We start from the raw sequence: 23,218 nt of genomic DNA on the forward strand, positions 1-23,218 counted from the left end.
GCAGCCGGCCCGAGCTGCCCACGCTATTCCCGGAAGGACCAAAATTCAGAATGCAGCGCGAGTCGATGCTCTGGCCGCAGCGTTCTGCGTTCGACGTTCGTCCTCGAAGAACGAAGCGCTATCCTGAGACATGCGTGTTCCCGTCGCCGGACTTGCCTCTCTCGCGCTGACCTGCGTCGCGGCCGCCGCGCAGCCGCCGGCGCCGTCGTTGATCACACCGGCGCAGCTCGAGCCGATGCTCTCCGACGCCGCGCTCGTCCTGCTGCACGTCGGGCCGAAGGCCGACTACGACCTGGAACACCTGCCCGGCGCCCATCATGTCGAGCTGCGCGCCATCGCTGCCGACCCGCAGGACGGCGGACTCAGCCTGCAGCTGCCGGCGCCCGCCGCCCTCGAGACCAAGCTCGAGGCGCTCGGCATCAGCGACGCATCGCGGGTGGTCGTCTACACGGGCAAGGACGTCATCCAGAGCGTCACGCGCATCGTCTTCACGCTCGACTACGCCGGGCTCGGCGGCCAGACGATGGTGCTGGACGGGGGGATGCCGGCCTGGAAGGCCGCGGGCAAGGCGGTGACGAAGGATGCCCCGGTGGCGCGACCAGCGGGGACCCTCACGGTCAAGACACGCCCCGAGATCGTCGCCGACCTCGCCTGGGTGCAGGCCCACGTCGGCACGCCGGGCCACGTCGTCATCGACGCGCGCACCCCGCAGTTCTATACGGGCGAGAGCAACAACAACGGCCGCATCCCGCGTCCAGGGCACATCGCCGGTGCCGTGAGCGCGCCGTACGACACGTGGGTACAGCCGGACGGCACCTTCAAGCCGAAAGTCGCGCTCGATGCCATGCTGAAGACGGCCGGCGCCGCCCCAGGCTCGACCATCGCCACCTACTGTCACATCGGACAGCAGGCCACCGTCCCCTGGTTGGTGGCCCGCATGCTCGGCTACGACGTCAAGCTCTTCGATGGCTCGTTCGAGGAGTGGGCACGCACGACGAGCGCCCCCGTGAAGACGGGAACGCAGCCGTGAGACCACTGACCGTCGACCTGAAGGTCGACGGCTACGAATCATCGCTGTGAGATTTCTCCACACCTCCGATTGGCACGCTGGCAAGGCGTGGAAGGGGCAGTCGCGCCTCGACGAGCTCGAGGTCGTGCTCGACGATCTGGCGTCGGTCGTCGAGCGTGAGCGGGTCGACCTCGTCCTGATGACGGGCGACGTGTTCGACACGTCGTCGCCGTCGGCCGAGGCCGAGCGTCTGGTCTTCCGCTTCTTCCGGCGTGTCGGTCAGTTGCGTGTGCCGTCGGTGGTCATCGCCGGCAACCACGACAGCCCGGCACGCGTGGAGGCGTGGGCGCAACTGGCCGAGCTCGCGCAGGTCACGGCGTGTGGCGTCGTGAAGCCGCACGACCAGGGCGGGTGCGTCACGCTCGACGTGGCCTCGGGCGAACGCGTGGTCGTCGGCATGGTGCCGTTCGTCGGGCCGTCGCAGTTCCTGTCCGCCGAGGAACTCGGCGCCTCGCCAGACGACGCCGGCGCGCGCTATGCCCGGCGGATGGAGCGGCTCGTCACCGGCATCAGCGCCGGCTTCAGGGCCGACGCGGTCAACATCCTCATGGCCCACACCCACCTCCAGGGGGCGGCCGTGGGGACGAGCGAACGCCGCGTGCACGTTGCCGAGGCGTGGGCCGCCGACCCCGGGATGCTGCCGCCGACCGCGCAGTACGTCGCGCTCGGCCACATCCATCGCCATCAGCAGATTGTCGGCGCGCCGGTGCCCACGTGGTACGCGGGTGCGCCGATGCAGCTCGACTTCGGCGAGGAGGGTGAGCCGAAGGCCTGGAACCTGGTGGACGCGCAGCCTGGGCGACCCGCGCACGTCGAGCCACGGCCGTACGCCGGGGCACGGCCACTGCGCACGGTCACGGTGACGGCGGCCGAGCTGATTCGCGTCGGCACGCGTTTGCGTATCGCGTCCCCTGGCGCGGCCGCGGCCCCTCCCGCCGATCTGTTCGCGGTGCCCATCGTCGACGTCTCCGATCACCCGCACCTGCGCGTGATCGTCGACTGCACGGCGGGCGCGGTCGATCCCGACATCAATCGGCGCGTGCGGGCGGCCATCCCCGGTGTCGTGAGCGTGGACATCCTGCGCCGCGGTCCGTCGGAAGACGAATCGGCCACGCGGCCCGCAGGCCCCGATCCGGGGCGCGGGGGCACGCTGGCGCCACGGGCGCTGTACGCGCTCTTCCTCGAGCAGCACGGCGCCACGGTGGACGAGGCCACGCTGGCGGCCTTCGATGCGTTGTACGAGGACGCGCTGGCGTCGGAGGTGGAGCCGTGAGACCGGTCGCGCTCGACGTTCAGGGCTTCACGTGCTTTCGCGAAGCGCAACCGACGCTCGACCTGTCCGCGCTGTCGCTGTTCGCGATCACGGGGCCGACCGGGGCGGGCAAGAGCTCCGTGCTCGACGCCGTCACCTTTGCGCTCTACGGCAAGGTGTCGCGGATGGGACGTGGCAGCGTCAAGGATCTGATCTCCCACGGCCGCGACCGCATGTCGGTAACCCTGCGGTTCACCGCGCGCGACCGCCTCTTCGTGGTCACGCGCATGGTGCGCCGCACGTCCGGTCCGGGTCTGTGTCAGCTCGACGAGCGCGTGGGCGACGTCACCACGACGCTGGCCTCCGGGGTGCACGAGGTCGATGACGCCATCGAGCGGCTCGTCGGGCTCGACTACGACGCGTTCACCCAGGCCGTCGTGCTGCCGCAGGGCGAGTTCGCGCGCTTCCTCAAGGGCGCGCCGGCGCAGCGACGGCAGATCCTGCAGGAACTGCTGCGGCTGACCATCTACAACCGGATGCAGCGGCTGGCCGGCGAGCGCTGTCGCGACGCGAAGCGGGATGTCGAGGCCGCAGAACGGCAACTGGAGGCGTACGCCGACGCGACACCCGAGGCGATTGCCGCCGCCGAGGACGAGCTGGCCCGTGTCGCCGTCGTCCAGCCCCAGGTGGTCGAGGCGCGTGACGAGGCGCGCCGCCAGCGAGTCGAGATGGAGGCGAGGGTGCATCTGGCGCGCGATCTCGCCGCACGACGCGCCGACCTCGCGGTGACGCTGAAGGAGGACGGAGCGCAGGTGGCGCGACTGGAGCGCATCGCACGATCACGCCGGGCGCGGCAGGTCGGCGTGGCCATCGAGCAGTTCGCCGATGCGCGTGCCCGTCTCGCGATGCGCACGGCCGAGCACGAGAGCGCCGTCGCACGCCTCGCCGGCAGCCAGGCTGTGGGGGCGACCACGCACGCGCGGTTCGACGCCGCGCGGCAGGCCCTCGCCGACCTCGGGCCGGTGAAGGCCCGCATCGCCGTGCTCCGAGGCCTCGAAGGCCGACTCCGGCATCGCGACGCGCTGGACGACGAGTGTCGTCTGCTCGCGCGCGACGTGGCGTCCCTGACGCGTGAGGTCGCCGCGAAGGAGGCCGACGGCCGCGCGCAGGCCCAACGGCTCGAGGACGCGATGAGCGACGAGGCGCGGCTCGACGCCTCGCTGCGGGCGATGGCGTACGACCCGATCGAGTTGCAGGCGTGTGAGCAGGGGCGCGATCTCGCACGCGAGTTGCGCAGCCTGCGGGCGCAGGGTCCCGCGGTCGAGATGAAGTGGCGCCAGGCGCAGGAGGCGGTACGCGAGTCGGCGCGCATCGCCGAGGCGCAGGCGGCAGCGCTCGAGGATGCCAGGCAGGCCTTCGCGCGCGCCGAGACCGCTCGGGTCGAGGCCGTCCGTCGACTGACCGAGGCCCAGGACGCCCATCGTGCGATGACCCTGCGGCGTCACCTGCACGCCGGCGACGCCTGTCCGGTGTGCGAGCAGACCGTCGCGACCGTTCCGGCGGTCGCCCTGCCGCCCGAGCTGACCTCGCTGTTCGACGTGCAGAACGACGCCACGGAGGCCTGCCGCACCTTCGCCGAGCGCGTCACGGCGCATCACGACCTGCATGTGCGAGCGCTGGCGGCTGCCGACGGCGCCCGCAGCCAACTGGCCGCCGTCGAGCACATGCGCGCCGAGCTCCGCGATCGCATCACCAGCAGCGTCGCGACCCTGGGTGCCGACCTGCGGCACTACCTGCCGGCGTCGAGTGCGTCGATGCCGGAACACTGGCTGCTCGAGCGCCTCGACGACCTCACTGCCATCCGCGCCCAGCGCGAGACGCGCGCGCGACAGCACCAGATTGCGCAGGCCACGCGTGTGGACGCCGAGCACCGTGTGGCGCTCGCCACGCAGGCGCTCGAGGCCTGCCAGCGCGACCTCGCGACACGTCGCGAGCAACTCGTCGCCAGGCAGACCGCCCACGACCAGTTGCACGCCGAGATTCTCGCCATCACCGATGCCGCAGACCCTCGCGCCGAACTGGCGCGCCTCGAACGACGGCTGGTGGATGCCGAGGGCGCCCTCGACGCGGCACGTGTCGAGGCCCAGCGCGACGACACCGAACTGGCCGCGGCCACGGAGGCCGAGCGCCTCGCCACGCGTCTGTGCGAGGAAGCCCGCACGGCGCTCGCGACGATTGCCGAGCGCGCCGGGCAGGCTCTCTCCGCGCTCGGATTCGCCAGTGCGGACGAGGCGGCCGCCGCGCTGCTGGACGACGAGGCGCTCGAGACGCTCGAGGCGCACGCCAGTGGCTACACGCGACACCTCGCGGCCGTCACGGCCCAGGTCGCCGACCTGGAGGCGCGTGTCGGGCCAGCCGCCGTCAGCGAGGCGCAGCGTGCCGCCTGCATCGCGCGGGAACGCGACGCCGAGCAGGCCGTCACCGACACGCTTCGCCGTGCCGCCCAGCTCGAGGTCCAGGTCGGCGGCATGCGGGCCCGCGCGCTCCACGCCAGCACGCTGCACGGGCAGTTGGCCGCCGCGCGCGCCGCGCACGAGATCCATGCGCGCCTCTCCGCCGACCTCAAGGCGGACGCCTTCCAGGCCTGGCTGCTCCGAGAGGCCTTCGAGCGCCTCGTGGCGGGTGCCTCCACCCGGCTGCTCGAGCTCTCCGGTCGCTACACGCTGCAGTGGAAAGACGACGAGTTCGTCGTGGTGGACCACGACAACGCCCAGGAAGTGCGCGCGGCCGATACGCTGAGCGGAGGCGAGACGTTCCTGGCGTCCCTGGCGCTCGCGCTCGAACTGAGCGAGCAGGTGCAGCGGGCAGCGGGTGCCGTGCGGCTGGACAGCCTCTTCATCGATGAAGGTTTCGGCACCCTCGACGCCGCGGCCCAGGACGTCGTCGCCTCGGCGATCGAGTCGCTGCAGGTCAGCGGACGCATGGTCGGCATCATCACCCACGTCCGCGAACTCACCGACCGCATGCCTGCCTGCATCGTCATCGACAAGCGGCCGGATGGATCGCGGTGGGACGTCCGGACGTGAACGCAAGGGGTACGATGGCGGCATGATGTTCCGAACCCTTGCTCTCGGGGCCGTCGTGACCCTCGTCGCTGGTGGCGTCTCGTTCGCGCAGGCGCCGGCGGACGCTCCGACCTTCATCACCCCGGCCACCCTCGCTGCCGCGCTCACGCAGCCGAACCTCGTCCTGCTGCATGTCGGCGACAAGGAGGCCTACGCCAGGGAGCACATCCCGGGCGCGCGCCTGGTGACCCTCCCGATGATCACGGCGGCCTCGCAGCCGCCGCTCCAGAACGAGATGCCCGCTCCCGCCGACCTCGAGGCGAAACTGGAGGCCCTCGGCATCAGCGAGACCTCGCGCGTGGTCGTCTACTTCGCGAAGGACGAGATCCCGCAGGTGGCGCGCGTGGCGTTCACCCTGGACTACGCTGGCCTCGGCGGCCAGACGGCGGTGCTCGACGGCGGATTGCCCGCCTGGGTGCGCGCCGGGCAGACAGTCTCGGCCGAGATGCCCTCGGCACCGGCGACAGGCACACTGACGCTGCGACCGCGCGCCGCCGCCCTCGTCGATCTCGCCTGGGTGCGCGGGCACCTCGAGACGCCCGGCGTGACGCTCGTCGATGCGCGACCGACCACGTCCTACACCGGCGAAGACGATCGCAAGGGCGAGATCAAGCGCCCCGGGCACGTGCCCGGCGCGGCGACGCTGCCGTTCACCGCGTTCTTCAACGACGACAAGACGCTGAAGTCCGCCGCCGACCTGAAGCAGATGCTCGCCGCCGCCGGCGTCTCCCCCGGCCAGTCCGTCGTCACCTACTGCAACTCGGGCGTGCAGGCCTCGGTGCCCTTCCTCGTGGCGCGGATGCTCGGCTACGACGCGAAGCTCTACGACGGCTCCTACCAGGAGTGGAGCGAGTCCGGCGCTCCGGTGATCAAGAGCGGCAACCCCAGATAGCCTGAACGATCGCAGAAAGTGCCAAGGGCCGGCCCCGCGGGGGTCGGCCCTTTCGTGTTTGCCGCGGACCCGAGACGGCACGACATCTGCCTCGTGCGGAGTCGGCGGTCACAAGACAACAGCGTTGCGCGCGAGTGTGAATACTGCCATACTCTTGTTATGGCTGTAACATCTGTGCGTGCGACATATTCCCTGGACGCGGAGACCATGCGGCGCATCGAAAACCTGGCAAGGCGGTGGGACGTGGCGAAGTCCGAAGTATTGCGACGAGCGGTCCGGATGGCCGACGAGCAGTCGGCCGGGGCAGAGCGGGTCGCGCTGCTCCGCGAACTGCAGCAGCGAGCGAACTTGACCCCGGAGCAGGTCGAGACCTGGGTGGCCGAGGTCCGTGCCGAGCGTGACGCCTGGCGCACGCCTGGGGACGAGGCATGACGGAGCCGGGCGGGGTGCACCTCGACACGAGTTTCCTGATTCGGGCGCTGCTGCCGGGCACGCCGGAAGCGGCGCGCCTCGAGGGCTGGTTCGACGGGGGGCGGACGCTGTCGCTCAGCGCCGTGGTGTGGGCGGAGTTCCTGGCGGGCCCGCTGGACGATGGCACGCTCGGCGTGGCCCGGCGGCTGGTGGGTGAGGCCACGCCGATCACCGGGGCCCACGCCGAGCAGGCCGCGCGACTCTTCAACCTGTCGGGCCGGAGGCGCAGTTCGCTGCCCGACTGCCTCATCGCGGCGGCCGCGATCGACGCCGAGGCCGTGCTTGCCACCGCGGACCCGCACTTCGCGCGTTTCGTCGACGCCGGGCTGCAGCTCGCCGACGCCTGACGGCCGCTGCGTGCCGGTTGCCCGCGGGCCCGGTGCTCGTGGCCCGGTGCCCGGTGCCCGGTGTCAGTGCTTCCGACTCGCCCTGGCGCGATCGCTGGCGTCGAAGGTCATCGGCGCCTGTCCCGCGCGACGCTTCTGGGCGACCTTGTCGTGCATCAGGCTCATCGCGACGTAGACCCCGCGGCCATCGGCATCGAAGTCCACCGATCGCGCGGCGTCGAAGCCCATCTGACCCCCTTCGGCGATGGCGTCCTGATTGGCGGCCAGGAAGATGAACTCCCATGTCGGCGCCGCCCGCGCGCCGGCCTTCTCGCGCTGACGAATCATCTCGAAGACCTGCCGTCGCGTGAAGGCGTGGCTGGAATTCTCCTGGCCGTCGGTGGCCACCGCGAAGACGACCTGGTCGGGCCGATGATCCGGCGCGAGGCCATCGATGCGCGCGCCGATGTCGAGGATGGCGCGCCCGATCGCGTCGAGCAGCGCGGTCGAGCCACGCGGCACGTAGGTGCGACGCGTCAGCGGCGGCACGTCGGCGATCGGCACCCGGAAGTGGACGACGTCGTACTCGTCGTCGAACTGCACGAGGGTGAACCATGCCTCGCCTTCGACGGCCTGCTGCTTGCGCACGAACGTGTTCAGGCCCGTGACCACGTCCCGGGCGATGGCGTTCATCGAGCCCGACCGATCCAGCACCACCGTGATGTCCGTCTTCATGAGTCGCTCCATGACACGGACACGCGCGAGCGCCGGTCCTTCTGACATGCAGGGGCGACGTCGCGCGAGGACGCGGCAGGCGGCAGGACGTCAGGGCGCGGCAGGCGTGGCGCAGATCACGAGATGCGGCACTGCGTCGGCGCCGGCGCACACGAGGGCGTTCTGATCGTAGCGGCGTGCGAGGGCCACGGCGGACGCCTCGTCGAGGCCGAGCACCAGCAGGCTCGGCTCCGGCGGCCACGCCCCCTCCGGGTCGACGCCTTCCCCCCGCAGCCAGCGCCATCCCGCACGCGTCAGTTCCTGTTCGAGGCGGGCCATCGCGGCCCGATTCACGTCCAGCGGTGTGGCCACGCTGCGTGGATTCCACGCGGTGATGTAGGCCGAGCACGTGACGTCGAAGGTCTCGTGGCACACGCGCAGCAGGGGCGCGCGCTCCTCCACCCGCAGCACGAAGGCATGCCGGCCGTCGGCGACGCGGTACTCCGTGCGCTGGTAGGCGGCGATCAGTTCAGCGTCCAACGATGTCATGGCTCCCGGTCTGCAGCACATGGTAGAAGCGTTCCGCTGCTTCGACCCATCCGAGCACCTCATCGCGCGTGGGCTGAAGCTCGTAGGGGTGATGGTGGCAGGCGCGGCTCAGCAGCGACCAGGTCACGTAGCCGTCACTCGTGGCGGCGGGGTCCTCGTAGTAGAGGCGCAGCGCGAGAAACTGGCCCCGCGCCGACGCCAGCATCATGGGCATCGCACGCTGCGCCCAGAACTCGTCGAGCGACAACTCCACCGCTTGCCTCGCCAGCACCGCGGCACCGCGACCCCACCAGAACGACAGTGCCCAGTCATCGCTGTTGACCAGGGTCCGGCACAAGGCCAGCATCTCGAGCGCACCGGGCGCGCCCTTCACAGGCTCACCTTCGTCCGCAAGAACTTGACCAGGGCATCCGTCGCGTCGATCAGAGCCAGGGGATCTCCCGCGAAGTTGCCGTGTGCGCCGTCCTTGCACGACAGGAACGTCTGCTTGTGAGCCTGGGCCTTTGCCGTGGCAAGCCGATGCTCGACTTCGCCGCCCCTGGTGTCATCGTCGAACAGTGCGAGCGCCATCAGCTTGCGCAGGCCGGTGGCGGCAGTGAGCGTGCGCTCCACGTCGGCGTGCGCATCGCCCTTGCCGAGGCGCCGCGCGCGCACGACCTCCTGACAGGCGGCCTCGAGAGCCGAACGACAGAAGCTCGGGACGAGGCGCAACTTGATGCCGTCTGGCATGTGCTCGGTCCTCGCCACCGCCGCGGCATCATCGAGCAGCAGCCGTACGGGACCCCTGGTGCGGCGGACCTCGACCACCGACTTGTCCTTGCGCGTGAGGTCGACGAAGGTTGCCGGAATGTCGAGGCGCCGCACCGCTTCCGGCAGTCGGTCGTCGTGCGTGAAGACGATCACTTGATGCGTCTCGGCGACACGGTGCAGCACCCGCGCGAGACCCTCGACCTTCGAGGGGTCGAGCGCCTGGACCGGATCGTCAATCAGCACGAATCCGAAAGGCGTGTCCGGCATCGTCGCGCGAGGCAGGAACAGACTCAGCGCCAGGCTGTTGAGCTCTCCCTGCGACATGACGCTGAGGGCCTTCGAGTCACTGCCATCCACCGTGACTTCGAGTTCCACCGCGCGGCGCGTCCTCGAGCCGACCACCTTGACGCCACACAGCTCGACGCTGCTTTGCAGACGCAGCATCGCCCAGTACTCGCGAGCCTTGTCTTCGATCGGTGCGAATCGTTCGGCGCGAATCTTGAGAATCTCCTCGCGCAACCACTTGTCGGCCTTCGTCAGCTGCGCCCGGGCCTCACTCCCCGCGGCTGCGCGCCGTGCGAGTGGCAGCCACTCGGCCAGCACGAGCGCCACCGGCCGCCAGACGTCTTCGCGGTGCGCCAGTTCCGCGCGCGCCGCCTCGACGAGGGGGGTGAGTCGTTCGGCAATCGCGCCCGGTCCGGCCTCGAGGCGACTGGCCAGCGCGGCGGGGCTTTCGTCCACGACCGGATTGGCGAAGGCCTGCCATGCCTGCTCGAGACTTGCGACGTCGACGCCCGTTCGCGCGGCATCGCGCAGAATCGCCGGAGGTGGTGCGCAGAACTGAACGGCACGCGTGCGGGCGACCTGCAGGGCCTGCTGGGCGGCGCTCGCATCAGTGGCATCCGTACGCAACCGGGCCGCGGCCTCCTCCGTGCGGGCGCGCCACGCCGCGTCGATCACCTCCGTGCTGCCGCACACCGGGCAGTCGGTGGACTTCAGCGTCCGCGTGACTTCGAGTGCCTTGTCGAGCAGATCGGCAACCTGTCGCGCGCGCCCGGCGCTGAGTCGGTCCAGCCTCCGGCTCGCGGCATCCGCGGATCGCACGGCGGCGGCGAGCTGAGCCGCGGCTTCCGCGTCAGGCGGAACAACACTGGCGAGACCGCGCAGCATCCCTGCACGGTCATCCTCGTCGCCCTCGGTGCTCACGAGTGGCGCAATGGCCTCCAGATCCCAGTGGCGAGCCTTGAGCAGCGTCACCACCTGCGCAAGGCGCGCATCTTCTGCCCGAGTGCCCGCCTCGATGGCGAATGCGATGACGTCTGCGGCCTTGTCCCGGGCAGCCTCCTGGTCCTTCTCGCGATCGGAGGCCGCCTTCTTCACGATGGTCCGGACTGCCTCGTATTCCTCGACACCGAGGCCGCGCACGAGTGCGTCGTGCAACTGGGACTTGGCATCGAACATGTCGCCGAGCTGGGAGTACGCCAGAAACGGACGGTACTCGACCGAGGCCGACAGCCAAGGCGTCTCGCCAAGCGGGACGGTGATGGTCGGCGTCCTGACGACTGTCTCGCCATCGGTCAGCGCCGCGTCCCGCCCCCATTTGCGTGAGAACGTCACATCGCCGATGCCCTCCACGGCGAGGTCCGCCGAGATCAGTGGCGGGTGAGCCTCGTGCCGATTGCGCCAGCCGTCGGCCGCCACCGCCGTGCTGAATCGCGCGCACGCATTCGTGAACAGCAGTTCGGCGGCCTCGGCGAAGCTGCTCTTGCCAGAGCCGTTCCGCCCGCTGACCACCGTGATGCCCCGCCCCTCATCAATCCTGATGGTGCGCTCGGGGCCGATGCCTCGAAACGCCCGGACGGTGATCGCCTTCAAGTAGGCGCGCGGAGTGTCTCCTCGCGGTGTCGGCGTGATGTCGACGGTGCCAGCCGACGCGCGACCCTCATCGATGGCAAGCGCAAGGGCCTGATCGCCGTCGCACGCATAAGCGATGTAGGCGGCGAACGTCTCGTGGTCCTTGCCGCTCGCCGTGAGGCGACGCAGCAGGTCGTCCTGAATGGGGTTGGCTGGCACGGACCCTTCTCGTTTCACCACTCGGAGGCCGGCCGCCTGCGCCCTGCGGCCTGCCGGAATCAGTACGGGTACAAGCGCGCGATGTCTCCGGGCGTGGCGCCTGCGCGGCGCAGGTGCCCGACCGGACCTGGATCGTAACTCTCGAGCGCATCCACGCACGCGGCCGCGGCATCGGCCGCGCCGGTGCGCAGCGCCTCGTCGAGCTGCAGCAGCTCGAGATTGCGCGCCGCGACGACATGGCCGTGCAGGGCGGCCGCCTGCAGCGCCGCACGACCCGCCGCGCCGATCCAGCGGCGCGCGCACCACCGCACATGGTCGGGCAACGCATCATCCTCGGCCAGCTGCCGAGCCAGCTGCACGGCCTCGGCATCGTCCGGGTCGAGCATCAGGCGGCCGCGCGCGAGGGCCAGCTCGACGAAGCGCGGCCCGAGCCGTCGGTAGCCACCTTCTCCCAGCAGCCGCGCGTGGAAAGCCTGCGCGCGATCCAGCGACGCCGCGTCGCCGAGCGCCCCAGCCAGCCGCGCCCACTCCGACAGCGGATACGCGATGTCGGTGTCGGCATAGATGGCCGCGAACGCCGCCGCGAGCTGCTCCTGCCTCTGCAGGGCGTCCTGCGGTCGCCCGGTGACGGCCAGCAGGCGCGCGAGGGCGCCGCGCAGGCGCAGCTCGGCCGCCGACGACTCCATGAGCGCGTGATCGACCAGTCGCGCCGCCTGCGGCTCGACCACTGCCGGTGCCGGCGTGCCGGCATCGGCCGACTGCTGCACGAGGTGCGCCACGACCTGCACGCGCACCATGCGCGGCAGGGCGTCGAGCCAGCCCTCGGGCGGCATGCCGATGGTGCCGCCGTTCTGGTGATGCCGCGCCGCCACCGCCTGCGCGAATGCCAGCCGGTAGTGCGCCGCGGGCGACAGGTCCGTCCAGCGGTCGAGCGCCAGCGTGGCGCCGCGCATGACCGGCGCCCAGTCCACCAGCGCATCACTGCCCATCAAGGCCAACCGGAAGAAGCTCTCGGTGAGCTCGGCGCGCCGCTGCGGGTCCTCACCCGCCTGCACCACGAGTTGCGACAACCGGTCCCCGAACGCGACCTCGATGGCCTCCGACGCGTGCGCCACCGCGACGACCCGGAGCCTGTCGCCGGCCGCGGCGACTGCTTCCTCGACCTGCGAGGCGGCCACGAGCACGCGCGTGACGTGTGGCGCCATCGTCCGAAGACCGGCGATCTTCCGGGCCAGTCCGCCGACCGGGCCGACGGCACCCGTGGCGTCGACCGCTGCCGAGGCCACGACGTCGCCGGGCAGGGCGCAGCCGAGCACGGTCGAGGCCAGGCTGAGGATGAACGCGAGACCGAACGACGAGCCATCGACGGGATGGTGCAGGCTCGGGACCCCCGGCGCGTCCCGGACCGAGGCGAGATAGGTGACCTGCGGCAGCGTGGCGGTGGCGCTGTGCATGCTGTCCCACAGGACCGGCAGGCCGCGTGGCAGGGCGACGCCCACGTCGCGCCACGACCGGCGCATCACCGGTCCCAGCGTGGCGCCGCCGTCGTCGTGGCGCCCGTGGCGCCCGTGGCGGATGCACCACAGCGCGATGGTGCCGTCCTCCTGCACCGTCAGGGCGGCAATCGCCCCGACGGGCGCCTCCGGCATCGCGCCGTGGCGGGTCAGCAGACTGGTCAGCCGCACGCCGGGCGCAGGCCAGCACCACGGCCCCGCGACCAGCGCGCGTGCGTCGAGGTGCGGCTTCAGGAAGGGCATCAGAAGTAGTGCGCCTCGAAATCCGTGCTGCCCCACCAGGCCGACGGATCGCCGAGGGCCACGCGACGCAGGCGTTCATCGGTGGCCGTCACGGCCCCGGTGAGGTTGATGCGAATCGCCCGGCCCATGCGGTCGGCCTCGTCGAGCACCGCATCGAGGGCGGACCCCGCCCCCGCCTCGCGCAGCAGCAGGCGGACGCCTTCGAGGTCGTCACGGCGGTGGCACAGCCGCGCCCACGCCTGCGAAGCCTCGCCCATGTCGGCCGACAGCGTGTCGAACAAATCGGTGAGGTCGTCGCCGAGCGCCTCGGCTCGTCGCATCGCCTGCTGTTCCAGCGCCTCGCGGGCCGGCGCACCGAGCGTGCGCGCCCATCGGCGCGGTGCGAGCTCGACCTCGCTCACCAGGTCCTGCAGGCGCCCGCTGGCGATCAGCGCGGCCACGTCCCTCGTGTCGGGTTCGCACAGCCGCGCCAGTTGTCCTGCCAACGTCGTCCGCGACCAGGCATCGGCATCCGGCGTGGCCGCCAGTTGTGCCTGCATCCAGCTGTCCTGCGTCTTCACGGTCCACTCCTCGACGGGGGGCCCTGGCCACGCGTAGACCGGCTGCAGCACCAGGGCACCCGTGTCCCGCCATCCGACCACCATCGGCGTACCGCCAATGGACTCGATGAGGAACCGCCCTGCCTGCTGCAGCGTCACGCGCGAGATGCCCGCCTCGTCTGCCACCGCGGCCTGCGTCTCGTGCAGACCGGGTCGCACCTGAAACGCCGCGGCGCCGCGGGATATGACGCGCAGCTCGCCGCCGACCGGGTCCACCTCGATGCGCAGTCCCAGCGTGTCCATCAGGGGACTGTAGGCCGGCAGCAGCGTCGTGGCCGGCGATGGCGCCGGCGCCAGCGCCTGGGGGCCAGTCGGGGGCAGCGCCAGCTGCTCGGCCGGGCCGAGCATCCCGGGCTCGATCCCCAGCGCTTGCAGTTCCGCCCGCATCTCCGGGGTCATGCTCATGAGTCCTGTTCCTGCGAGTCCGGCGTGACGTCGCCGCGTTCGACCCGCGGCGCGAAGATGAGGGCGGCGAGGCGACGGACCTCCGCCTCGAGCGCCGCCGGCAACTGCGCGGCGCCGAGCCACGCGGTCAGTCGCGCGAGGTCGTCGGGTTTGTTGCGTGGCACCTCGAGCAGATACGCCCGGGTGCGCTTGTGGCGCTGATAGACGCGATTGCGCACCTTCACGAAGGTCGGCCCCTCGCCGCCCTCGCGCGCGACGATCGCGTCCACGGTCAGCTCGCCCGTCGCGATGGCCCGCAGATCGGCGACGTTGGCCTGGAAGCCGTCGGGGTGCTGGAGTGTTCGGGCAATGGCGGGCACCGCCTGCTCGAAGAGGACTGCTCTCGCCTCGACCCCGAGCTGCACGCGCTCCTCGATCAACGCACGGGTCTCCGGCGTCTCCGGGTCGCGGGGCTGGTGCAGCGGCTTGCCCTCGTCTCCGGCGTCGATCGAGACCAGTCGCGCCTGATCCCGCTGCGCCCGTCGGTGCAGATCGGTCACCTTGTTGCGCAGCGACCGGAGCAGGTAGGCCTCCGCCTCGCTGTCGGTCGCCGTGTACCGACGATTGCCCGGACGGGCCTTCATCAGGTGGATGATCAGCTTCTGCACGACCTCGTCGCGCAGCGGCTCCCGCACCACACGGCGCGCCAGGCGGGCCAGGGCGCCATAGACGAGGACGATGGCGTCGTCACGTTGCGTCGCGTCGGTCTCGGACAGCGTCGAGTCCGAGGGCGCCATCGACACGAGGGCATCCGACAGGGTCATACCCAGGGTGGTTCACTCCTCACAAAGGGCGAGACGCGCGCGCCCGCCGGGGTCTGACACGGGGGACGGATTGGGAACCTGCGGCGACCTCACCCCGCGTCCGCCGCCAGCAGTGCCTGCGCGGCGGCGGCGATCGCCGGCACGTGTTCGGCGCCGACGGTGGTCAGCAGCGGCAGCAGCGGACCCGTCTCGGCGATGCCCGCACTCTCGACCGCCTGGTGCAGCACGCGGATGGGATTGATGGCGTTGCGCAGGTCTTCCAGGGGCCGGAAGATCGCGCGGATGCGCTCGGCCTCGACCCAGTCCTGACGAGTGACGGCGGCCAGCATCGCCTGCGACAGCTTCGGTGCGACGCAGACACAGCCGCTCGTGAAGCCGCCCAGTCCGAAGTCGCGCACGTGGACGATGGCGGGCTGTTCGCCGATGCCGCTGATGACCTTGCGCGGGTCCACCAGACTCGTGAGGGTCCGCAGATACGGGTCGTCGCTGGTGTCCTTGCGCACCACGGCGTACTTGACCGCGCTCACCAGCCCTTCCTTGTCGAGCGCTGCGATGTCGGCCGGCTCGATGTAGCCGTCGTTCTTGACGTACACGATGACCGGCACGCCCGCGGCCGCCACGAACTCGCGAATCCCGTTGGCCACGCCCTCGCTCGTCGTGATGCCCTGCTGCGGCAGCACCATCACCGTGGGGAACGCCTGGCGGCGAATCGCCCGCGCCTGCTCGAGCAGGAGGGCATAGGTCGGCCCGGCCGACGGCACCACCAGCGTCTCGGGCCCGGCCAGCCGCGCCAGCATCGACAGCGCCGCGTCGTACTCCGGCAGCGGCAGGTGATAGAAGTTGGCGTTCCCGCCGTAGAGCAGCAGCGACACCCCTCCTCGCTCGAGATGCCGCACGATGCGACCGTTGGCCTCCTCGGCCAGCGAACGATCCGCCGCCCGCGCCAGCGGCGGCACAGCCATCACGGAGCGGGTGAAGTGGGCGGGGGTCAGGGGAGTCGTGATCATGGCAATTGGAAATTCGACATTTGAAATGCTGGGCACGCACTCATGGGGCGGCCGCTGCGGCAAGCCCTGCTCGACGTCGTCGGGAATCTCACATATCCAATTTCAAATTGTCTGATTTCAGTAGATGTCCGGTTCCGGCGTCTTCGCGCCGAACTCGAGGAACGTGAAGTCGCAGCCCTCCGGCGCCTGCGAGGTCTGCTCGAGAAAGAGCCGGCTGTAGCCGCGCTCGTAGCGGCGGGGTGGTGCCGTCCACGTGGCCCGCCGTGCCGCGAGTTCCTCCTCCGACACGTGCAGGTGCAGGCGGCGCGCCGCGACGTCGAGCTCGATGAGGTCGCCGTCGCGCACCAGCGCGAGCGGCCCCCCGATGGCGGCCTCCGGTGCCACGTGCAGCACACAGGTCCCGTAGCTCGTGCCCGACATGCGGGCATCCGAGATGCGCACCATGTCGCGCACCCCCTGCTGCAGCAGCTTCTTCGGAATCGGCAGCATGCCCCACTCGGGCATGCCCGGCGCACCGACGGGGCCGGCGTTCTGCAGCACGATCACATGGTCGGGCGTGACCGCGAGGTCCTCGCTGTCGATGCGAGTCTTGAGGTCCGCATACGTGGCGAACACCAGGGCCGGGCCGATGTGCTTCAGCAGACGCGGCTCGGCGGCCGTCGGCTTGATCACGCAGCCGTCCGGCGCCAGGTTGCCGCGCAGCACGAAGGTCCCGCCCGCGTGCGCCAGTGGCCGATCCATCGGGCGGATGACTTCATCGGACAGGACCTCGGCGCCAGCGACGACCTCAGCCAGGCTGCTGCCGTTCACCGTGCGACAGTCGAGCGCCAGGTGATCGCGCAGGCGCGACAGCAGCGCCGGCACGCCGCCCGCGTCGTGGAAGTCCTCCATCAGGAACTCGCCGGCGGGTCGCAGGTTCACGACCACCGGCACCTCCCGCGAGATGCGATCGAAGTCCTCGATGGACAGCGGCACACCGGCCCGACGCGCCATCGCGATCAGATGGATGATGGCGTTGGTCGACCCGCACAGCGCCATGTCCGTCACGACGGCGTTGCGGAAGGCGTCGGCGGTGAGGATGGTCGAGGGGCGGATGTCCTCCCACACCAGATCCACGGCGCGTCGGCCTGCCGCGGTCGCCATGCGGGCGTGGGCCGAGTGCACCGCGGGAATCGTCGCCGCGCCAGTCAGCGTCATCCCCAGCGCCTCGGTGATCGCCGCCATCGTCGAGGCCGTCCCCATCGTCATGCACGTGCCTGGCGATCGGGCGATGCCTTCCTCGACCTGCCGCATCGCGCAGTCGTCGAGGTGGCCGGCCTTGCGCTCGGCCCAGTACTTCCAGACATCCGTGCCACTGCCCAGGCGTTCGGTGCGGAAGCGGCCCGCCAGCATCGGCCCGGCCGGCACGAAGATCGCCGGCAGGTCCATCGAGATGGCGCCCATCAGGAGCCCGGGCACCGTCTTGTCGCAGCCACCCATCAGGACGACGCCGTCGATCGGATGGGAGCGCAGGATCTCCTCGACCTCGAGCGAGAGGAGGTTGCGGTAGAACATCGCCGTCGGCTTGACGAACATCTCCGACAACGACAGCACCGGCATCTCCACCGGGAACCCGCCGGCCTGCCACACGCCCTGCTTGACGTCCTCGGCGCGCTCGCGGAAGTGGCCGTGGCACTGCTGCAGGTCACTCCACGTGTTGAGGATGGCGATGACCGGCTTGCCCTCGGCGTCGTCGGCCGCGTAGCCCATCTGCCTGAGTCGGCTGCGATGCCCGAAGCTGCGGAGGTCGTCGGGCGCGAACCAGCGCTGTGACCGCAGGTCGGCCACCTCGCGTCGGGCAGGGCGCGTCGAGGCGCGGGGTGCGGGTGGCAGGGGTGGCTCTGGCATCGGGCGACGCTGGCAAAAACCGTCGCGGAAGTCTACGCTAACCGCCTCTTGAGTCCACTGCTCATCCTGGCGGTCGCCCTGGCGATCGTGATCACCGGCGTGCTGGCCCTGCGGCTGCACGCGTTCCTGACGCTGATCGTCGCCGCCCTCGCCGTCGCCGCGCTTACGCCACCGGCGTCCATCGAGCGCTACGAACTCACGCGGGAGGGGGCACGGGTGGATCGCGTGGCCGCCGCCCGCGTCTCGGTGACGGCCCGCCGCGGCCAGTTCGTGCCAGGGACCACCTACGAGGTGTTTCGCCTGGAACGCGGCGCGGTGCGTCCTCGTCGCGTCGGGACGGCACAGGTCGACGAGGCTGCCGCGTCTGCGACCGCGTCACCCGCCGCCGGCCAACGCACCCTCGTGGTCACCGGCGTCGACGACCTGGCGCCACAGCCCGGCGACTGGATCACCACCGCGGCCGTGTCGCGTGCGGCCACCAGGATCGGTGGCGAGACGATCGGCGCGCGGGTCTCGGCCGGCTTCGGCCGCACCGCGCTCGACATCGGCATCCTGATCGCCATGGCCTCCATCCTCGGCGGCTGCCTCATGGCCGCTCGAGGCGCCGAACGCATCGTCGTCTCGATGCGTCGCGCCGTCGGCGCGTCACGCACGCCGCTGGCGTTTCTCGGCAGCGGCTTCCTGCTCGGCATCCCGATGTTCGCCGAGGCGGTGTTCTACCTGCTGTTGCCGCTGGCCAAGGCGATGTGGCTCGAGACCCGGCGCCACTACGTCCTGTTCGTCCTCGCCATCGTCGCCGGCGCCACGATGACGCATTCGCTGGTACCGCCGACGCCCGGCCCGCTGTTCGTGGCCGACGCGATGGGCATCCCGATCGCGATGATGATGCAGCAGGGCGCGATCGTCGCCGCCTGCGCCGCGATGGGCGGGTACGCGTACGCCCTGTGGGCCGACGCGCGGTGGGGGCACGAGATTGTGCCGGCGACGGCGGGCCCAGGGACTGACGGTGACGGACCGCTCGGAGAGCGGTCCCTACCCCGCGACGACGCCCTGCCCAGGGGACTGCCGCCGCTCGTGTGGTCGGTGCTGCCGATTCTGCTGCCGGTGCTCCTCATCAGCGCCGATTCGGCGCTGGCCACGTCCACGTATGGGCTCCCGGCGTGGGTCGTCCGCGCTGTCCGCGTCATGGGCGACAAGAACCTCGCGCTGACGCTCTCGGCGGGTGCGGCGCTCGCGCTGCTCTGGTGGTACGCACCCGTCGATCCCGCGAAGGGTGAGGGACGGCTCGGTGAGCCGTCCCTCCCAACGAGGGGCGACCTCGTACGCAGGACGGTGCGCGACGGCGTAGTCGAAGCGGGTGAGATCATCCTGGTCATCGCCGCGGGCGGGGCCCTGGGTGCCGTGCTGCGCCAGGCCGGGATGGCCGAGCTGGCGGCGGCGACGGTCCCCGCGCAGAAGCTGTTGTTGCTGCCCATCGCCTGGGGCATCACCGCGCTCGTGCGCATCGCGCAGGGATCGGCCACCGTCGCGATGATCACCGCCGTCGGCATCGTCGGGCCGATCGCGCTGGCGGGCACCCTGCCGTATCACCCCGTCTACGTGGCCGTGGCCATCGGCGCGGGGTCGAAGATCGGCATGTGGATGAACGACAGCGGCTTCTGGGTCATCGCCCGCATGAGCGGCATGACCGAGGCGCAGACGTTGCGCACCGCGAGCGCGATGGTCTTCGTGGAAGGCTGCGTCGGGCTGATCGTCACCCTGGTTCTGGCCGCCGTCTGGCCACGTGTCTGAACGTGTCATCTGGAGGAGGTTCGATGTTCCGGTTGTTCCTGCGCCTGTCCGCGGCCGCTGTGCTGGCCGCGTGGCTCATTCCCTGTTCGAGTGCGGCTGCCCAGCCCACGCCGCCGGCGCCTGGCGGTGACCAGGACGCCCCCGCGGGTGAGCGCCCCGGTGGTGGGGGCGCGCGCGAGGCGAGCCCGGAGCCGAAGGCCTACGACAAGGTGATCACGAAGGACGCCCGGTCCGATGCCGGCGTCTTCACGCTGCACCGGATCAAGGACAAGGTCTTCTACGAGATTCCCGCGGCCGAACTCGGCAAGGAGTTCCTGTGGGTGACCCAGATCGCCCGCACCACGCTCGGGGTCGGCTATGGCGGCCAGGCGGCGGGGCGCCAGGTCGTCCGGTGGGATCGCCGCGGCAATCGCGTCTTCCTGCGCAAGGTCTCCTACGACGTCGTCGCGGACAAGGCCCTCCCGATCGCGAAGGCCGTGGCCGCGGCCAACTTCGATCCGATCGTCATGAGCTTCAATGTCGAGGCGCTGGGCAAGGACAGCGTGGTCATCGACGTCACGCGCCTCTTCACCACCGAACTGCCCGAGCTCTCGGTGCGGCCGCGCCTCCGCGCGCGCGGCTTCGACGGATCGCGCGCCTTCATCGAGCGTGCCTCGGCGTTCCCGACCAACGTCGAAGTGCAGGCCATCCACACCTACACCGTGCCGCCCGAGACCTCGCCGGCCGGCGGTGGCCCGTCGGGCCCGCCCAACCCGTTCCAGTCGGCGCCACTCGGCCCGGGCAGCTACAGCGTGTTGATGAACTTCAGCATGGTGCGCCTGCCGGAGACGCCGATGCAGCCACGCCTCTACGACGATCGGGTCGGCTACTTCACGGTGCGGCAGATGGACTACGGCGTCGATGAACATCGCGCCCCGGAGCGCCGCTACATCACGCGCTGGCGCCTCGAGAAGAAGGATCCCTCGGCCGCCGTGTCCGAGCCGGTCAAGCCGATCGTCTACTACGTGGATCCAGCGACGCCGACCAAGCTGGTGCCGTACGTGAAGAAGGGCATCGAGCAGTGGCAGCCGGCCTTCGAGGCGGCGGGTTTCCGCAACGCCATCATCGCGAAGGATGCGCCGGCCAACGACCCGGACTGGCAGCCCGAGGATGCACGGTACTCGGTGGTGCGGTGGCTGCCGTCGACGATCGAGAACGCCTCGGGGCCGCACGTCAGCGACCCGCGCACGGGCGAGATCCTCGAGTCGGACATCCAGATGTACCACAACATCATGAACCTCCAGCGGTCGTGGTACTTCACGCAGGCCGGGCCGCTCGACGCCCGCACGAAGACGCTGCCGATGCCCGACGATCTGATGGGGGAACTCGTGCAGTACGTCGTCGCGCACGAGGTCGGCCACACGCTCGGCTTCCAGCACAACATGAAGGCGAGCTCGCTGTATCCGGTCGAGAAGCTCCGCGATCCCGAGTGGCTGAAGACGATGGGCCACACGCCGACGCTGATGGACTACTCGCGCTTCAACTACGTGGCGCAGCCCGAGGACAAGATCGACCCGAAGCTGCTGATCCCCGGCATCGGTCCCTACGACGTCTTCGCGACCAGGTGGGGCTACGCGCCGATTCCGGGCGCCACGTCGCCGGATGCCGAGAAGAAGACGCTCGACGAGTGGGCCCGCGCGCAGGACGCCACGCCGTGGCTGCGCTTCTCGACCGCCGGCAGCAGCGGCAGCGATCCCGGCGAGCAGACCGAGGCCGTGGGCGACGCCAACGCCGTGATCGCGACTGGCCTGGGACTCAAGAACCTGGAACGCGTGGCGGGCATGCTGCTGCCGGCAACGACCCTGTCAGGAGAGAACTGGCGCGACCTCACCGAGCTCTACAGCCGCACGGTCGGGCAGTGGTCCACCGAGCTGAACCACGTCGTCTCCGTGGTCGGCGGGCTCGACTCGCAGCAGAAGCACGGCGGCCAGAGTGGCCAGCGCTTCGCGCCGATTGCCAGGGCGCGCCAGGCCGAGGCCGTCGCCTTCCTCAACAAGAAGGCGTTCACCACGCCGACGTTCCTGCTCGACACCGAGGTCCTGCGCCGTGTCGAGCCGACCGGCACGCTCGATCGCGTGCGCACCGCGCAGCTGCGCATCCTGTCGAACCTGCTCAGCCCGACACGCCTCGCCCGCATGGTGGAGCTCTCGGCCGTGGATGGCGCCGCGGCCTACCAGCCGACGACGTTCCTTGGCGACGTGCGCAAGGGCCTGTGGTCGGAGCTCGCGGCCCCGACGGTGACCATCGACGCGTATCGTCGCAACCTGCAGCGTGCGCACCTCGAGCTCGCCTCGGCGCGCATCACGCCGACGGCCGACGAAGCCCGGGCGCTGTACCGCGGCGAACTCAAGGCGCTCGACGCCGAGGTCCGCGCCGCCCTGCCGAAGGCCACCGACGCCGCCACCCGTCGGCACCTCGAGGACGCGCGTGTGGCCATCGCCGGTGCGCTCGATGCCCAGCGGCTCGCACCGCCCGACGGGCCCGCGCGTCCCACGGGCGCGCCCGGTCGCGGCCTCGCATCGTGGGAGATCGAGTTGCCTGCGGTGGTGAACGAGTGGTCCTGCTCGGTGCTGGACGCGCTGCACTGACGGTGACGGCCCGTTTGGAAAACGGGCCCTACTGCACTGACGGTGACGGCCCGTTTGGAAAACGGGCCCTACTGCACTGACGGTGACGGCCCGTTTGGAAAACGGGCCCTACCCGGCGGGCCTGGCGGGCCCTGCACCTCGGGCCTACCGACGCAGGCGATAGCCGTCGCTGCCCTCGCCGATCGTCCCGCTGGCGACCAGTCGCTGGAGGGACGACTCGAGGGCGGCGCCGAGCGTGCTCCCGGTGCGCTCGAATCCCAGGTGCGTGCGCGCCTCCACGAGCAGTGCGTCGCGTCGCAGGATGCGACCACCGGCCAGCGCCGCGCGGACGGCGGCGTCGTACTCCTCCGGCGCAATGCGATCGGCGCCGATCCCGGTGTCGGATCGGTCGCGCGGCTGGCACGCCGACCCCGGCACCCAGAGAAACGCCTCGCGTCGCTCGACTGCGCCGCGCCTGACGGCCTCCGAGCAGGCAGCCAGCACGTGCGCCCGAATCCTCGTGCCGACCCGCTGGTCCCAGAAGCCCGCCACCCGCGCCACCACGTCGTCTTCGTGCACCGGTGACTCGATGCCGACGACATGGGCGGCGAACGAGGCCAGCACCGACAGGTCACACTCGAGCACGCCGCTGCCGGTGACGCTCGCGGGCGCGCTGGCCTTGACGTAGGGCACGGCGCTGCGAGATGCGACGGCCTGATCGGTCTCCTCGTCCGGCCGATCGGTCTGCCGGACAAGTCCGGCAGCTACAGCCGACACATGAGTGGGCTCGGCAGGGACACCGGCCCCGACTCCCACCGGTCCGCGACGCCGCGCGTCGTCGATGGCCCGTTCGAGTCGCTCCATCTGGCCGACGCGATCCTTGAACCAGTCGGTGCTCCAGAGGCGGACGATCGTCCACCCGCGTGCCTCGAGGACCTGCTGGCGGAGGCGGTCGCGATCCCGGGCCGTGTCGGACGCGTGGTAGGCCACGCCGTCACATTCGATCCCCAGCAGGAAGCGGCCAGGAGCCCCGGGGTCGCGCACGCCGATGTCGATCCGATAGCCGGCCACGCCGACCTGCGGCTGGACGAGGTGCCCGCGTCGCGCCAGGTCGGTCACCACCTCCTGCTCGAAGGGCGACT

18 protein-coding genes are annotated in these 23,218 nt (G+C 70.8%); 8 read left to right on the forward strand and 10 right to left on the reverse strand.

The window, feature by feature from the left end:
• Positions 1 to 130: 130 nt before the first annotated feature.
• From Q0C41_RS19835 to Q0C41_RS19860, 6 genes are all read left to right on the forward strand, one after another.
• The gene (locus Q0C41_RS19835) at positions 131 to 1,030 is read left to right on the forward strand and encodes a sulfurtransferase (protein ID WP_291986645.1); all 900 of its coding nucleotides are present in this window, start codon (positions 131 to 133) and stop codon (positions 1,028 to 1,030) included.
• Positions 1,031 to 1,076: 46 nt separating this feature from the next.
• Positions 1,077 to 2,342, forward strand: a complete 1,266-nt coding sequence (locus tag Q0C41_RS19840) for an exonuclease SbcCD subunit D (RefSeq protein WP_291986647.1) — start codon at positions 1,077 to 1,079, stop codon at positions 2,340 to 2,342.
• Entirely contained in the window at positions 2,339 to 5,407 is a 3,069-nt protein-coding gene (locus Q0C41_RS19845) for an SMC family ATPase (protein ID WP_291986650.1), read from the forward strand. The genes Q0C41_RS19840 and Q0C41_RS19845 overlap by 4 nt, the downstream gene beginning before the upstream one ends.
• A gap of 22 nt (positions 5,408 to 5,429) precedes the next feature.
• Positions 5,430 to 6,338, forward strand: a complete 909-nt coding sequence (locus Q0C41_RS19850) for a sulfurtransferase (protein ID WP_291986652.1) — start codon at positions 5,430 to 5,432, stop codon at positions 6,336 to 6,338.
• 159 nt (positions 6,339 to 6,497) lie between these two features.
• Positions 6,498 to 6,770: a ribbon-helix-helix protein, CopG family gene (locus Q0C41_RS19855; protein WP_291986654.1), complete on the forward strand. Its 273-nt coding sequence runs from the start codon at positions 6,498 to 6,500 to the stop codon at positions 6,768 to 6,770.
• Positions 6,767 to 7,156: a PIN domain-containing protein gene (locus Q0C41_RS19860; RefSeq protein WP_291986656.1), complete on the forward strand. Its 390-nt coding sequence runs from the start codon at positions 6,767 to 6,769 to the stop codon at positions 7,154 to 7,156. Before Q0C41_RS19855 ends, Q0C41_RS19860 begins: the two co-directional genes overlap by 4 nt.
• A gap of 63 nt (positions 7,157 to 7,219) precedes the next feature.
• On the opposite strand, the gene Q0C41_RS19865 is transcribed toward Q0C41_RS19860, so the two are convergent.
• The 9 genes from Q0C41_RS19865 to araD form a co-directional block, all read right to left on the reverse strand.
• Positions 7,220 to 7,870, reverse strand: a complete 651-nt coding sequence (locus Q0C41_RS19865; RefSeq protein WP_291986659.1) for a hypothetical protein — start codon at positions 7,868 to 7,870, stop codon at positions 7,220 to 7,222.
• Positions 7,871 to 7,960: 90 nt separating this feature from the next.
• A complete protein-coding gene (locus tag Q0C41_RS19870) occupies positions 7,961 to 8,398 on the reverse strand; it encodes a DUF3293 domain-containing protein (protein WP_291986660.1) in 438 nt (145 codons plus the stop codon).
• Positions 8,379 to 8,771, reverse strand: a complete 393-nt coding sequence (locus Q0C41_RS19875) for a hypothetical protein (RefSeq protein ID WP_291986662.1) — start codon at positions 8,769 to 8,771, stop codon at positions 8,379 to 8,381. Before Q0C41_RS19875 ends, Q0C41_RS19870 begins: the two co-directional genes overlap by 20 nt.
• Positions 8,768 to 11,221, reverse strand: a complete 2,454-nt coding sequence (locus Q0C41_RS19880) for an AAA family ATPase (protein WP_291986664.1) — start codon at positions 11,219 to 11,221, stop codon at positions 8,768 to 8,770. Before Q0C41_RS19880 ends, Q0C41_RS19875 begins: the two co-directional genes overlap by 4 nt.
• 59 nt (positions 11,222 to 11,280) lie before the next feature.
• A complete protein-coding gene (locus tag Q0C41_RS19885; protein ID WP_291986666.1) occupies positions 11,281 to 12,978 on the reverse strand; it encodes a hypothetical protein in 1,698 nt (565 codons plus the stop codon).
• Positions 12,978 to 13,982, reverse strand: a complete 1,005-nt coding sequence (locus Q0C41_RS19890; protein WP_291986668.1) for a hypothetical protein — start codon at positions 13,980 to 13,982, stop codon at positions 12,978 to 12,980. The genes Q0C41_RS19885 and Q0C41_RS19890 overlap by 1 nt, the downstream gene beginning before the upstream one ends.
• Positions 13,979 to 14,785: a sigma factor gene (locus Q0C41_RS19895; protein ID WP_291986670.1), complete on the reverse strand. Its 807-nt coding sequence runs from the start codon at positions 14,783 to 14,785 to the stop codon at positions 13,979 to 13,981. Before Q0C41_RS19895 ends, Q0C41_RS19890 begins: the two co-directional genes overlap by 4 nt.
• 89 nt (positions 14,786 to 14,874) lie before the next feature.
• Positions 14,875 to 15,792 (reverse strand): dihydrodipicolinate synthase family protein, encoded by a 918-nt coding sequence (locus Q0C41_RS19900; RefSeq protein WP_291986672.1) that lies wholly within the window; start codon positions 15,790 to 15,792, stop codon positions 14,875 to 14,877.
• Between the two features lie 117 nt (positions 15,793 to 15,909).
• Positions 15,910 to 17,679: an L-arabinonate dehydratase gene (gene araD, locus Q0C41_RS19905; protein ID WP_291986674.1), complete on the reverse strand. Its 1,770-nt coding sequence runs from the start codon at positions 17,677 to 17,679 to the stop codon at positions 15,910 to 15,912.
• A 48-nt stretch (positions 17,680 to 17,727) separates the two neighbouring features.
• On the opposite strand from araD, the gene Q0C41_RS19910 reads away from it, so the two are divergent.
• Positions 17,728 to 19,470 carry a GntP family permease gene (locus Q0C41_RS19910; protein WP_291986676.1) on the forward strand — a complete coding sequence of 581 codons (1,743 nt, stop codon included), beginning with the start codon at positions 17,728 to 17,730 and terminating at the stop codon, positions 19,468 to 19,470.
• 23 nt (positions 19,471 to 19,493) lie between these two features.
• On the forward strand, positions 19,494 to 22,097 hold the full coding sequence (locus tag Q0C41_RS19915; RefSeq protein ID WP_291986678.1) for a zinc-dependent metalloprotease: 2,604 nt from the start codon (positions 19,494 to 19,496) through the stop codon (positions 22,095 to 22,097).
• A 144-nt stretch (positions 22,098 to 22,241) separates the two neighbouring features.
• Here Q0C41_RS19915 and Q0C41_RS19920 read toward each other — a convergent pair.
• The coding region (locus Q0C41_RS19920) for a DUF3320 domain-containing protein (RefSeq protein WP_291986680.1) at positions 22,242 to 23,218 on the reverse strand (977 nt) is incomplete at its 5' end.

The sequence above is a fragment of the Luteitalea sp. genome (assembly GCF_022842525.1).
Taxonomy (GTDB): domain Bacteria; phylum Acidobacteriota; class Vicinamibacteria; order Vicinamibacterales; family Vicinamibacteraceae; genus Luteitalea.